Genomic DNA, 13,566 nt, shown 5'->3' with positions numbered 1-13,566 from the left:
TGCTCTAATTGAGAATGATTATTAAATGCAATCTCAATTTAAGTAGAGCCAAGATGAACACTATTCAAACGTTTACTCGTTCCCCCTTTTCTAAATCTATAGCTGCTGCGTGTTTTGTATTTCCTGTGATGGGCTTTGCTAACGAACAAGCAAATCAAGTTGATACCGAAGCTTTGACCATGGAAGCGACGACTATGGAAACCATGGTTGTGACAGCAGCTGGTTATGAGCAGGTTGTCACTGAAGCGCCAGCGTCGATCAGCGTGATTACTCGTGAGCAGTTGGAAAACCGATCGTATAAAGATCTGACGGATGCACTGCGTGATGTACCCGGTGTGATCGTGACAGGTGGTGGTTCGAGCCAAGACATTTCAATACGTGGTATGCCTGCAGAATACACGGCAATTTTGGTCGATGGACGCAAGCAGTCTGGCCGTGAAACACAACAAAACAGCAGTGGTGGCTTTGAGCAAGATTGGCTACCACCTCTAAGCGCGATTGAGCGAGTTGAAGTCGTGCGTGGCCCAATGTCGACGCTTTACGGTTCAGACGCGATTGGCGGTGTGATCAACATTATCACTCGTAAAGATTATCAAGAGTGGCATGGCAGCGTACGTGGTGAAACAACACTGCAAGAGAACTCAGACTCGGGCAATTTATATCAAAGCCAAGTACATCTAGCGGGCCCGATTATTGATGGTTTGTTGAGCGCTTCTTTCTCTGGTTTATATCAAGAGCGTAAGGAAGATGAGATTCTTTACGGATACGGCGGCAAAACATTAGAGAGTTACCGTGGCGCACTGCACTTGACACCTACGGATGACGATACTTTCTCGTTTGATTACACCTATCACGATCAAGAACGAGTGACCACGGATGGAAAATCGAAAACCACAGATTCTGAGCGTGTGAACAATCGTCAATCATTGGGCCTATCTCACTCAGGCAACTACGACTGGGGCTCGGGCACTTCATACATCAACAATGAAACGGTTGAGAATGAAGGCGGAGAAATGGAAGTGGAAAACCTGACTCTGAACTCACAATGGTCTATGCCTGTGCTTGAGGCGCACTACCTAACTATCGGCTTCAACTATACACGTCAGGAGCTGACAGATTCTGGAGAAGATCATGTCTTCAAAAATAACCAATGGTCACTGTTTGCGGAAGATGAATGGTACATCACCGATTCTTTTGCTCTAACAACTGGCCTCAGATTTGATCAAAATGACGTGTTCGATTCTCATCTGAGCCCTCGCGTTTATGGTGTGTGGAGTGTCGACTCATATTGGACAGTGAAAGGCGGTGTTTCAACGGGTTATCGAGCACCAGGCTTAACTGAGATGGAAGCGGGCTGGGCGCAAGAAAGTTGTGGTGGCGATTGCTCGGTTTACGGTAATCCTGATCTAAAAGCCGAGACGTCAGTGAACAGTGAAATGGGCGTGTACTTTGTTGGCGATGCCGATTTAAGCTCGAACATCACCGTATTCTACAGTGACTTTAAAGACAAGATCGACAAGCAAGAGCTGAGCACTAACTGTGGTCGACGTGGTTGTGATTCTACCTACGTGAACATTGAAGACGCGATTACTTACGGTGCTGAATACACGATAAACAAAGGCATTACCGAGACGATTTCTGTCGGCTCGACGTATACCTATACACATACTGAGAAGCAGTCTGGTGAAGATGAAGGTAAACCACTAACGCAAATTCCTGAGCATTTAGTTACCGTAAATGCAGATTGGCAAGTACGTGATGATGTCCAATCTTGGATGCGAGTGACATACCGTGGCAAAGAGTCAGAACCGACAACGAGTAGTTCAAGAACACAATACGAAGCGCCATCAATTACTTATGTTGACTTAGGTGCCAACTGGTATGTGCAAAAGAACCTTAAGCTGATGGCTGGTGTTTACAACCTATTTGATGAACAAACCGATTACGAAGAGTTTGGCTACGTTGAAGATGGTCGTCGTTACTGGTTAGCAGCAGAAGCGTCATTCTAGATAAGAGGTTCACAATGAAAAAGATAACAAAATTACTGATGCTTTCATTTGCTGGATTATCGGCTGCTAATGCTAATGCTAATGCTAATGCGGTATACACAGTAGAAAAGGACATCTTGTTTAAGACGGTAGAAGCACGAGAGAGCAAGCTTGATCTCTACCTTCCCAAAACAGAAGCAAAGGTTGATGGAAAATATCCGTTGCTCGTTTGGGTACATGGCGGTGCGTGGAAGCGTGGCACTAAAGACGATATCCCGACTAAAAACCCGTTGTTGCTTAATTCTGTTTTAAGTGAAGGTTATGCGTTGGCTGCGGTCGATTATCGTTTAAGTGGCGAAGCAACCTTCCCAAAACCAGTCGCGGATATTAATGATGCCATTAACTATCTTCATGACCATGCTAACAAGTACAATCTTGCCGCCGATAACGTGGTTATGATGGGGCGTTCAGCTGGTGGTCATTTAGCGGGATTGGTCGGAGCAAGTAATACGCACGGTGACATTAGCTTTTACTCAGAACCTAAGTATCGAGTGGCTGGAGTTGTAAGCTTTTTTGGCCCGACGGACTTGCTGGAGCTAGGCAATAAAGGAAACAGACCGACCAGTAAAAAGTCGTCGGTGTCTCGCTTCTTAGGTGATATCCCGAGTGAAGTGCCAGAGCTAGCGGCACAAGCTTCAACGACCAGCTATATAAACAGTGATGCTCCGCCTTACATTCAGTTCCATGGAACGCTGGATAAGCGAGTGCCTTTAGCGCAAAGCCAGATCCTCAAAGATGTTTTGGACAAATACGGCATTGAGAATCAGCTGTTTATCGAGGAAGGTGTTGGCCATAGTGCTCCGATATTTGATACCGATAAGTACGTACCGCATGTGATTGCGTTTTTAAAGCGACATTATCCAATTAAATAATCTCTACTTTTGTGGCGTTACAACGCGCTAGAAAGCATTCATTGAGCCATTTAAAGCCAAGTTGATCACTCAAGTTCAACTTGGCTTTTTTATTGGATGCTTTCATAAGTATCTGGATTCATTTCTAACTTCCACTTTTATGATTCGATCGTCATTTATCAGATCGAACAAAACCGTCTTAACTTTCGATAATCGAGTTGTTCATCAGTTAAAGGTGGTGGTTATTGTTTACTGTATCACGCTTTGTGCGTAACTGACTCTAGCTTATCGACGACCTTGATAAAGGCTTCAATGTGCGCGAGACACAGTTTTTCGCTTATTAATCAATTCCACTTGTGACAAAGTTATCAGAATCATGCATTTTCGGTAACGTTCCCGAAATTATCGATCTATCATCCAGGCAGATACAAAATATGAAGAGATCAACACAAGTTATTTCTATTTCTTCTTAGATATTAAGCTTGTACATCAAAGTATAAGCTTGAAATGCGCTTACGAATTATTTTGGGAACGTTTGCAGTTCATCCAAAACAATTAACGTGAGAACATCAGAATGAAACGACACATTTTAGCGGTTGCTGTAACAATGGGGCTAATGACTACATCGGTATTAGCAAGTGAAGACGTTGCAGCATTAGAGCAACGTATTAATGAATTAGAACAAAGGGTTGCACAAACGGAACAGGTCTCCGTCGAGGCCAATGAAAAGGCTTCTTCGTTTGAGTTTCACGGCTATGCTCGCTCTGGGTTATTGATCAACGACGACCTCAATGGCGCGACAGGCACTGGACCTTACATGACAGCGGCGGGTGCCATTGGTGCGCCTATTGGACGTCTTGGTGTTGAAGATGATCATTACGTTGAAGCGAACTTGATTCATAAGCGATTTGCAGACGATGGCTCTAGTGCCTTGTTTCGCATCATGTTGGCCGACAGTACTGAGACAAATAACGAGTGGACTGCCAGCGAAAGCCAGTTGAATGTGCGACAAGTGTATTCGGAACTGAATCGCCTGAGTATGTTCTCTGAATCCGAAGCGTTTTCTGAAGCAACGTTCTGGGCGGGTAAACGATTCGATCGCGACAATTTTGATATTCACTTTTTCGACTCGGATATTGTCTTCCTGTCAGGCACTGGCGCAGGTGTTTACGACGTTCAAATGAGCGACGACTGGAAAGCGAATTTCTCTATTTATGGCCGAGATTTTGGTGAGATTGATAGCTCATCAACCGATGTAGAAAACTACATTGCAACCATGAATAACCGTATTGGCCAGTGGCAGGTGATGTTGAGCGGTATGACCTCAGCAGACAACGATAGTCGTTTAAATGGCGCAGCTGAAAGCGGTGTACACGCAATGTTTGCGTACCATGGAGACAACTTCTTTGGTGTAAGCGAAGGCTTCTCTAAAACGGGTATGTTAGTGGGTAGCGGCCTTGGTGCAGAGCTAAAAGGCATCGGCTCAAATGGTGATCTACTGGATGATGCAAAAGCCGTTCGCCTGTTTAGCTACGGTGTCACTCGCATTGGCGACAACTGGCGCTTAGCACCTGCATTAATGGCAGAGCATAGCCAAGACCGTTTGAAGAAGAATGACGAGTTCACATGGGCTTCTTTAAACGTTCGATTAGCTCAAGAGTTCACAGATAACTTTGAGATGGTTTACGAAGGTTCATTGCAGTACATGGATTTGGACAACGCGACCGAGCAAGCGAGCGGCGGTTTCTACAAAGCAACAGTTGCACCAACACTCAAGCTTTCAACCAGTACTGGCTTTTTTGACCGACCAGAACTGCGTTTCGCTGTGAGCTATGTGGATTGGAGTGAAGACTTGAATGGTTACTCGATCAGCACTGACGCAGATGCAGCAACAATGGGTGAGGGCGGTGAGGTTCTATTTGCACTGCAGATGGAAACTTGGTTCTAATTGCTTGATATATCTTTTAGATAGAGAGTGTTATTCATGATGTGAGATCCACATCATTAAATGCCAACCTTATCGTTTCAACTCGAAGGTTGGCATTTTTTTATCTTAAGAGCACTTGAACTCTCAAGTAAATCGTTAGCAAGACTCTCGGTCAATGATGGTGAAGGTCAACACCATCTTGCTCATTTCAAAGCCTTTTTTCTCAATACGGTCGAGTAGCAGCTTGGCTCCATTTTCTCCCGCTTTATCAAACGCATAGTTAAACGTAGAAAGCGTTGGCGTACATACTGAAGCGAGCTCATCGTCACCCACACCCAACACCAATACATCCTTTCCTGGAACGAGCCCCGCTTCCTGAATCGCTCTGATCGCGCCGATTGCGATACGGTCAGTGGCGCAGAACAGGCCGTCGAGCTTGGTGTGCTCCTTGAGATACTGCTTAGTCAACTTGTAGCCTGAATCGATGGTGAAATCGCCACGGGCGTGAAATTGCAGTGTGAGATCGTTGAATTGAAGTGATTGAGCAAAGCCTTCCGATCTCATCTTATCAACCGCAATATCATCGCCTTGTACGCCAATGAACCCCATGTATTTACAACCCTTCGAGATAAGGCGGTTGCCTGCTTCAAACCCTACACGAGTATCGTCGTGCACAATGCTTGGGATGTTAAACATTGAACCGTCTTGACCAACCAATACCACGGGTACGGCAGAGCTTTGAATCGCTTTGACCAATTGGTTGTCGAGGTGGGTCGCGTACAAGATAATGCCTTCAACACGCTTCTGGTTAAATATCTGAATATATTCAAGTTCTTTGTGGTGTGTTTGGTGCGTGCTCGCTAATAAAACATGCTTGCCCGCTTGCTCTAATACTGCGGTTAAACCGTCGACGCCTTGAGAGGTAGCATGGGAAGAAACCCTAGGAACAATCACGCCAACCAGGTTGGTTTTCTGAGATTTTAAGTCTTTAGCGACCTGGTTTGGGAGATAGCCACACTCTTCAACCGCTTTGCGAACTTTAATCTTGGTCGCGTCTTTTACGCCATACTCATCATTGATTACTCTTGAAACCGTCGACTTGGAAACTCCAGCGAGACGAGCGACATCATGAAGACTAGCCATTATAAATTATCCATTATCATTTTAGTTTTGGGATTGTTTGCAAACTGGTCATCAAATTCCCCTATTTATTAGGAGATTTTAACCCTCTCTCCTCATCCTAGGGAGATAATTTAAAGATCATTCTCACACTATTGAGCAGTTATCTTTGATCATTTGTTATTTCTAGGCAAAAATTTGTTTTGCAAACGTTCCCGAAAATTCAAAGGCTCAAATGATAATCCAATGGGGTATGTAATGAATTATCCAAAAATAGCAAAAGAGCTGCTCACTCTATTAGGTGGTAAAAGTAATATCACTGCACTCGCACATTGTGCGACTCGTCTGCGTCTTGCTGTCGCAGACCAAGATAAAATTGATGAACAGGCGATTGATAATCTAGAAGGGGTTAAGGGCCAGTTTAAAGTAGCCGGTCAATATCAAATCATCTTTGGTTCAGGCATCGTCAATCAAGTTTATGCTGAGATGGCAAAGCTGACTGAGATGACAGAGATGTCGACTAACGATGTGGCGTCTGCAGGGGCTGAAAACCAAAACATCATACAGCGCGCGGTTAAAGGCCTGTCTGATATTTTTGTACCAATCATTCCTGCGATTGTAGCTGGTGGTTTGTTGATGGGTATCTACAACCTATTGACGGCTCAAGGTTTGTTCATTGATGGCAAATCTTTAATTGACGCTAACCCGGGTTTGACCGACCTAGCAAACATGATCAACACATTTGCTAATGCACCTTTTGTGTACTTACCTATTTTATTAGCATTCTCAGCGAGCAAGAAATTTGGTGGTAACCCATACCTTGGCGCGGCTTTAGGTATGTTGATGGTTCACCCAGATCTTCTTAACGGTTGGGGCTTCGGTGGCGCATCGGTGGCAGGCAATATTCCGGTTTGGAACATTCTAGGCTTCGAGATAGAGAAGGTTGGCTATCAAGGTTCTGTACTGCCAGTTCTCGTTTCTGCGTTTATTCTCGCGAAAATCGAACTTGGCCTGCGTAAAGTCGTGCCTTCCGTTCTGGACAACTTGCTAACGCCGCTACTGGCTATCTTTGTGACAGGCTTACTCACATTCACAGTTGTTGGTCCATTGACTCGTGATATCGGCTTCTTGTTGGGTGACGGTCTGAACTGGCTATACAACAGTGCGGGCTTTATTGGTGGTGCGGTATTTGGCTTGATTTATGCGCCATTCGTTATTACAGGCATGCACCATAGCTTTATCGCTATAGAAACCCAATTATTAGCAGACATTGCCGTAACGGGTGGTACGTTTATTTTCCCTATCGCGGCTATGTCTAACGTGTCACAAGGGGCGGCGGCACTGGCTGTTGGTTTCATGACTCGCGATACAAAAATGAAGAGTATCGCTATTCCTTCTGGTGTGACGGGACTACTTGGTATTACAGAGCCTGCAATGTTCGGTGTGAACTTGAAGCTTCGCTATCCATTCATTGCTGCGGTTTGTGCCGCTGCGGTTTCAAGCGCATTCATCACCATGTTTAATGTGAAAGCACAAGCGCTCGGTGCTGCTGGTATTCCAGGTATCATCTCAATATCACCAGAAAAAATCGGTTACTACGTGGTCGGTATGATTATCGCGTTCGTGACTGCTTTTGCACTGACTGTTGTTTTAGGTCTGCGCGAGCGTAATAAACAAAACATTAAAGCAACGGCTTAACGTTTCTCCCTAGAAGTGAAGTCCCCCCTTTTCACTTCATTTCCTAAGCTTTGGGGTGCTAGCTAGGTGATTTGGCTTAGCTAGCCTTTTTATATTTTTACATGACAGCGTGAAGTGTCACCTTGCTTTCGGTTGTCATGATTTTCAGTTTTAAGGTAAGAAAGATGAATCAAGTTTGGGTAACTGGAGACGCTGTTGTCGACCTCATTCCGGGGACAGATAAGACATTGTTGAAATGTCCGGGTGGTGCTCCTGCTAATGTCGCGGTAGCGATTTCTCGTCTTTTAGGCAAAAGCGCCTTTTTCGGCCGAGTGGGTAACGACCCGTTTGGCACCTTTATGGAAGTGACTTTGCAAAACGAAGGTGTGAATGCCGAACGTTTGGTGAAAGATCCTGAGCAGCGTACGTCAACTGTAGTGGTGGACCTTGATGACCAAGGCGAACGCAGTTTTACGTTTATGGTGAAGCCAAGTGCAGACCAGTTTATGTCTGTGGATGACATTCCTGAATTTAAGAAAAACGAATGGCTACACGTCTGTTCAATCTCTCTGGCCAATGAGCCAAGTCGAAGCAGTACCTTTGAAGCCATCCGACGCATGAAAGCGGCTGGTGGTTACATCAGCTTCGATCCAAACCTTCGCGATGAAGTGTGGCAAGATCCATCTGAAATCAAGCCTGTGGTAATGAAAGCGGTTGAGTTAGCGGATGTGGTTAAATTCTCTGAAGAAGAGTTGGATTTCTTAACCGGTTCAACTTCGATGGAGCAAGGTTTGGTTCATATTGCAGATCTTAACAACACGCTTGTTCTGGTTACACAGGGTGCGAAAGGTGTTTGGCGAGTATTTGAAAAGCAAGGCGTGTTGATTTCAGGTCGTTCAGTGACGCCAGTGGATACTACAGGGGCAGGCGATGCTTTTGTTGGCGGCTTGCTTGCAAAGCTTTCTCAACATGATGAGTGGAACAATCAACAGGTCGTCGATTCTGCAATTCAGTGGGCGAATGGTTGTGGTGCACTGGCGACAACGCAAAAAGGCGCAATGACCGCACTTCCAACGCAAGAAGCTCTAACTCAGTTTATTCAAAAAAACTCTTCAAATACGAATGTCGTAGAGGAGAGTGTATGAGTTTGAACTCGAACTGGACAGTAGAGCAAAGATATCGTCGTATAGAAGATATTTCTCAAGAGAGTATTGATGCGATGGTAGAGCTTCGCAAACAAGACTCTGGCTATCCAAGCTACCATGTTGCGCCTAAATTTGGCCTGCTCAATGACCCAAATGGCTTGTGTTTCTTTAATGGAGAGCACCACTTATTTTATCAGTGGACGCCGGTTGGTCCTGTCCATGGCATGAAGTATTGGTACCACCTTTCAACCAAAGACTTCGTTCATTTCGAAGACCACGGCATAGGCCTACACCCGGACCAAGATTACGATTCTCACGGTGTTTATTCTGGTGGCGCATTGGTTGAAAACGGCAATGCACTGCTGTTCTTTACGGGTAATAAACGTGATGAAAACTGGCAACGAGTCCCAACTCAATGTTTTGCCAAGATGTCTGCCGACGGCAAAATAGAAAAGCACGGCGTGGTTATTGAAAACGATCACTACACCGAACATTTCCGCGACCCAAAAGTGTGGAAGCAGGGTGACGATTACCTGATGGTTGTAGGGGCACAAACACCTCAGGAAACAGGTTCAATGGCGTTGTATTGCAGTCGTGACCTGATGAGTTGGCAACACAAAGGCCAAATTCAGACTCGTTACAACAACCTTGGCTATATGTGGGAGTGCCCTGATTTATTTGAAATAGATAATCAGTCGGTGATGCTGTTTTCTCCGCAAGGCGTGTCTAGTGAAAACCCATACGACTTCAAAAATATATATTCAGTGGCTTACATTTTGGGTGACCGCCTGAACCTAGATACGGCGAAACTGGAAAATCATCAAGACATCGCGCAGCCAGACTACGGCTTTGATTTCTACGCACCACAGACTTACTTAGATGATAAAGGCCGTCGCATTTTGATTGCTTGGATTGGTCTGCCTGAGATTGATACACCTTCTAATGCGCATCAGTGGGCGGGCATGTTGTCGTTACCACGCGAACTTCAAATCCAAGATGGCTATCTTGTTCAGTCTGCTTTACCTGAATTGAAAGCGCTACAGGGTGAAGCTGTGGTGGTTAAAAAGGCTCTTGAACTGGATACGACGAGCTTCATGGTTGAGCTCGAAACGGATACTGACGAGTTTGAGTTTACGCTTGCCAACGTTGCGGGTGATAACATCTTGTTCAGTGCGACAGATAATGAGTTCATTCTTGATCGCAGCAATATGTCTCAACTCTACGCTGAATACTTTGGCTGTGTGAGAAAAGCGCCGAGGTTGAGCACCAAGCAAACCATCGAGGTTTATGTCGACAAGTCGGTCATCGAAATATTCATCAATGGCGGTAAGCACACAATGACTAGCCGCTTCTTCATTGATGATTTAAGTATGCTGTCCATCAAAGGTGACGTAAAAACCGTTTATCGTTCAATGAGCTCAATTAAAGGGCTAGATGATTAAGCTATCTTTGTTTCACCAAAAAGCCGCTGCCCTACAGCGGCTTTTGTTTGAGTCTGTTGCATCGTGTTGTGCAGGCTTTCTGAGCTTATCTGTTGCTCCAAGCAATTCAGAATCAATACCAGCGCTAAGGTCGAATGTTATTGAAACTGACCTTCTGGGTTCCATCGTCTTGATTCTCCAGCTTAACCACATCCCCTTGATAGTAATACGGTTCCATTGGCATCTGGCTGTTGGTCGGCCTTGCGTAATGTAATACTGCTGGCTTTGCGCCAACTTGCTGAGCGAACAAATAGCCAATCAGCGCATGTTCAAACTGGTGATAACCGTTGCCCCAATGGAAAGCTTTGGTGCGCTTAGGATCAAGCCCCACGCCGCCGTATTTGTGGTCGACCCATACATCATGAAAGGTCGGTAGGGTGTATTGCAATACGTCTTTCATTGAACCATCGACAAGTGAAACCGTCATTGCTGCTTGATCAAGCTCCGCCCATTCCCATGATGAAGCCCAATTTGTGTTTGGCCTGCTTTGCCAGCCAGTTATCTCTTTTCCTTTCCACGCTTTCTGAAGTTCCTCGCCATAATATTGGGAGACGCTGGCGAATTCTTTCTGATATTGCGCCTGAGCGAGAGTGTATTTCATACCGTCTAAACCAAACTCCGACCATTCAGAGTTATTCAATGTTTGGCCTGTAAGGTAAGTCATCCAATACGCTTTGATGGTGTGCCCAAAATCATTGTGATTGGCATTCGGCATCATCGCCGCTTTGTCGTGAATTGCACCGAAGAAGCGTTGTTCATCTTCAGAGTGGTATTGGTCAATCATGGTTTGCGTGAGCCAGTTTAAGTCATCAAGCCATTTTGTTTTGACGGGCTCTTTGAGCAGAGGTGCGACGAGCAACATGTAGCCGTTTATCTGATCAAGTTGCGCGACTAGCTCACGTCGTTTTGCACTGCCATCTTCACCGTCAGCAAGCACCCAAGCAAGACCACTATTGTCGCTAAGTCGATATTTATCAAAGATAAAAGCTTGTTGTGCGATGAGTGCTTCTTCTACCTTTTTGTCTTGAGTCAGGTAGTAGTACATGGCGAGGCCAACCAGCGCATACGCTTGATCTTGAGAGGTACGTTGCTGCCAATCCTGGCCTACTTCTCCCTCTTTTGTGTAGCCGATAAAGCCGCCGTTTTGCTTATCTTCTAGCTGATCAATGATGTAGTAGGCACCTTGTTTGGCAAGCGCTAACGCCTGCTTATCGCCAGTAAGATGGTAGAGCACGCCATAGGCATAAGTTTGACGTGACTTCATCCGCGTAAACTCTTTGCCAAAGTGTGGCGTGATCCAGCCTTTGTTCAGTTCAGGGCACACATCAGAAACATCGAGCAAGGTACCGTCATCACAGCGGAAAGTAGGGAAGTTGCCTACCGGTTCTCCTTTAGCGCTAGGCATCAACCAGTAAGGTGCAAGCCCTTCAGTAGCATGATTGAGCCACTCTTCTCCAGAAGGAAGAGGGGCGTTGGCAGATACGGCGAAGCTAGTAACACTGAGTAATGCGATCGTTGCTCGTAACATGATGTTTATCTTAACTATTTGAGTTTCGTTGAATATAAACAATCACATCTGCACATTGTGATTAGGTGATCACAATCGACCAAATTATTACGGAGTAGAGGAAGGTTTACAGATCATTGAGTCGTACCGGGATAGTCGAATTGTATCTAGCATTATCCAAAATTCGAATAATTCATAATGATTATAAGTCATTGGATGGGATTTGGTCTCGTTCGTATACTGGGTTCAAACAAAGGATGTTTTTTAAACAATTGAATGTTTCACCTTTACGAAGAGATATGCTCAACATGAAAAAACTTCTATTAGCTTCGCTACTTGCTATCAGCACAATGCCGGTCTATTCCCAATCATTCGAAGATACAGATGACATCCTTAATCGCGCATCACAGATTGAAAATCTTGAATACAAAATGATGGTGCAGCGTGCCACTCAAACAGCAATCCATTATATGCCGGCTGTGACTCAAATTGATTTTCTAAAAGCAACTCGTCGTGACCTTGATGGCGACTTTAACGATGTGGTTTACGTGAACGAACCTTTTGGCTCAGAAAAGGGGTTTCTCACCGCGAACGATACCACCGCTTACGCTTGGGCAACGATAACGTCGAAGAACGGCCCGGTGGTGATTGAGGTGCCTGCAGCAACAGACAAAGTGAATTACTTTGGCTCAATCGTAAACCAATGGGAGGTTCCGATTGCTGATGTTGGCTACAAAGGTGCTGACGAAGGCAAGGGAGGGAAGTATCTATTCCTGCCACCAGGTTACGACAATAAATTAGGTACGAAGCAGGATCTCGAAAGTAAGGGTTACCTTGTATTTGAAACGGATACGTACCTGTATGGCTTTTCATTCAGACCGTCGTTAACCAATGGGGCGACAGATTTGGATGCGGGGAACTACGCGAAGCAAATCAAAATCTACAACTTAGCCGATGTAGAAAACCCACCTAAGACAGATTACTTGGATGCAACGGATGTCGCTTATGACAGCCTCCCATATTACAACGAGACGTTTTTTCAAGACATTAATGATGTCATCCAAGAGAACCCAGTCAGAACGCAAGACAAAGCAATGGCGTCGTTACTAAAAGACCTTGGTATTGAAAAAGGGAAAAAATTCGACCCAACAGCTGAGCAGAAAAAAGCGATGAGTGAAGGTGTGTTGATGGCCTATGCGCACATGCAATCAAAGTTCGTTGAACCTGACCAAACGGTGAGTGCGCTATGGAGAGACGAAAACGGCAAACCTCTGTCGCAATGGTCTTTCTGGAATTTTGGCCCTCAAGCCCAACTTGGCTTCCCATTCGTGGATGAAGATGAGGTGTTAGTTGATAAGCGTGCAGCGTCGTACTTTTACGTGACTTACTTGCCGAAGCAGTTAGGCGGTTCAACCTTTTATCTAACGGGCTTACGCGATTCACAAGGTGAGATGTTAGATGGCAAAGCGACGTACAAGCTCAATGTACCAACCGATACGCCTGTCGAGGACTTCTGGTCAGCGATTGTTTACAACATGGAAACCAAGAATTTTGTTAAAGGGGTCGATCGAGTAGGACTATCGTCTCGAAACGCTGACACGATGAAAAAGAATCCAGATGGTTCGTATGATCTGTATTTCGGCCCTGAAGCACCAAAAGGGCAGGAGGAAAACTGGGTTCCTACAGGTGGTGAAGATTACTTCTTATTGTTCCGACTTTACCGTCCAACATCGAAGACTTTCTTTAAAAACTGGATGCTAGAAGACATGGAAAAAATCAGTGGCTAGCAAGCAATAGAGACTCAACCGTCT

General features: G+C 45.2%; 9 protein-coding genes. 7 read left to right on the top strand and 2 right to left on the bottom strand.

Annotated elements, in window-relative coordinates; genetic code table 11:
* Positions 1-128: 128 nt before the first annotated feature.
* From AB4484_RS10795 to AB4484_RS10785, 3 genes are all read left to right on the top strand, one after another.
* Positions 129-2,009 carry a TonB-dependent receptor domain-containing protein gene (locus AB4484_RS10795; RefSeq protein ID WP_372078058.1) on the top strand — a complete coding sequence of 627 codons (1,881 nt, stop codon included), beginning with the start codon at positions 129-131 and terminating at the stop codon, positions 2,007-2,009.
* Positions 2,010-2,023: 14 nt separating this feature from the next.
* Positions 2,024-2,920 (top strand): alpha/beta hydrolase fold domain-containing protein, encoded by an 897-nt coding sequence (locus AB4484_RS10790; RefSeq protein ID WP_372078034.1) that lies wholly within the window; start codon positions 2,024-2,026, stop codon positions 2,918-2,920.
* 553 nt (positions 2,921-3,473) lie between these two features.
* Positions 3,474-4,847, top strand: coding sequence for a carbohydrate porin (locus AB4484_RS10785; RefSeq protein ID WP_372078032.1), 1,374 nt, complete (start codon positions 3,474-3,476; stop codon positions 4,845-4,847).
* Positions 4,848-4,982: 135 nt separating this feature from the next.
* On the opposite strand, the gene AB4484_RS10780 is transcribed toward AB4484_RS10785, so the two are convergent.
* Complete coding sequence (locus AB4484_RS10780; RefSeq protein WP_372078030.1) at positions 4,983-5,969, bottom strand: LacI family DNA-binding transcriptional regulator; 987 nt, start codon at positions 5,967-5,969, stop codon at positions 4,983-4,985.
* Positions 5,970-6,203: 234 nt separating this feature from the next.
* Between AB4484_RS10780 and AB4484_RS10775 the strand changes: the two genes are divergently transcribed.
* The 3 genes from AB4484_RS10775 to AB4484_RS10765 all read left to right on the top strand — a co-directional run bounded on the left by AB4484_RS10775 (position 6,204) and on the right by AB4484_RS10765 (position 10,209).
* Positions 6,204-7,643: a sucrose-specific PTS transporter subunit IIBC gene (locus tag AB4484_RS10775; RefSeq protein ID WP_017076937.1), complete on the top strand. Its 1,440-nt coding sequence runs from the start codon at positions 6,204-6,206 to the stop codon at positions 7,641-7,643.
* A 164-nt stretch (positions 7,644-7,807) separates the two neighbouring features.
* The gene (locus AB4484_RS10770; protein ID WP_372078028.1) at positions 7,808-8,767 is read left to right on the top strand and encodes an aminoimidazole riboside kinase; all 960 of its coding nucleotides are present in this window, start codon (positions 7,808-7,810) and stop codon (positions 8,765-8,767) included.
* Positions 8,764-10,209, top strand: coding sequence for a sucrose-6-phosphate hydrolase (locus AB4484_RS10765; RefSeq protein ID WP_372078026.1), 1,446 nt, complete (start codon positions 8,764-8,766; stop codon positions 10,207-10,209). Before AB4484_RS10770 ends, AB4484_RS10765 begins: the two co-directional genes overlap by 4 nt.
* A gap of 124 nt (positions 10,210-10,333) precedes the next feature.
* Here AB4484_RS10765 and AB4484_RS10760 read toward each other — a convergent pair whose 3' ends face one another.
* On the bottom strand, positions 10,334-11,776 hold the full coding sequence (locus AB4484_RS10760) for an N-acylglucosamine 2-epimerase (RefSeq protein ID WP_372078024.1): 1,443 nt from the start codon (positions 11,774-11,776) through the stop codon (positions 10,334-10,336).
* Positions 11,777-12,063: 287 nt separating this feature from the next.
* On the opposite strand from AB4484_RS10760, the gene AB4484_RS10755 reads away from it, so the two are divergent.
* Positions 12,064-13,542: a DUF1214 domain-containing protein gene (locus AB4484_RS10755; RefSeq protein ID WP_372078022.1), complete on the top strand. Its 1,479-nt coding sequence runs from the start codon at positions 12,064-12,066 to the stop codon at positions 13,540-13,542.
* The last annotated feature ends 24 nt before the right edge of the window (positions 13,543-13,566 follow it).

The sequence above is a fragment of the Vibrio sp. 10N.261.46.A3 genome, from assembly GCF_041472995.1.
Taxonomy (GTDB): Bacteria; Pseudomonadota; Gammaproteobacteria; order Enterobacterales; family Vibrionaceae; genus Vibrio; species Vibrio coralliirubri.
This window is presented reverse-complemented; position numbering and strand designations above follow the sequence as displayed.

What these genes read in the sequence shown, in the direction of transcription:
- AB4484_RS10785 (WP_372078032.1), top strand. Translation starts at nt 3,474, where the DNA reads ATGAAACGACACATTTTAGCGGTTGCTGTAACAATGGGGCTAATGACT.
- AB4484_RS10770 (WP_372078028.1), top strand. Translation starts at nt 7,808, where the DNA reads ATGAATCAAGTTTGGGTAACTGGAGACGCTGTTGTCGACCTCATTCCG.
- AB4484_RS10790 (WP_372078034.1), top strand. Translation starts at nt 2,024, where the DNA reads ATGAAAAAGATAACAAAATTACTGATGCTTTCATTTGCTGGATTATCG.
- AB4484_RS10775 (WP_017076937.1), top strand. Translation starts at nt 6,204, where the DNA reads ATGAATTATCCAAAAATAGCAAAAGAGCTGCTCACTCTATTAGGTGGT.
- AB4484_RS10780 (WP_372078030.1), bottom strand. Translation starts at nt 5,969, where the DNA reads ATGGCTAGTCTTCATGATGTCGCTCGTCTCGCTGGAGTTTCCAAGTCG.
- AB4484_RS10795 (WP_372078058.1), top strand. Translation starts at nt 129, where the DNA reads ATGGGCTTTGCTAACGAACAAGCAAATCAAGTTGATACCGAAGCTTTG.
- AB4484_RS10760 (WP_372078024.1), bottom strand. Translation starts at nt 11,776, where the DNA reads ATGTTACGAGCAACGATCGCATTACTCAGTGTTACTAGCTTCGCCGTA.
- AB4484_RS10765 (WP_372078026.1), top strand. Translation starts at nt 8,764, where the DNA reads ATGAGTTTGAACTCGAACTGGACAGTAGAGCAAAGATATCGTCGTATA.
- AB4484_RS10755 (WP_372078022.1), top strand. Translation starts at nt 12,064, where the DNA reads ATGAAAAAACTTCTATTAGCTTCGCTACTTGCTATCAGCACAATGCCG.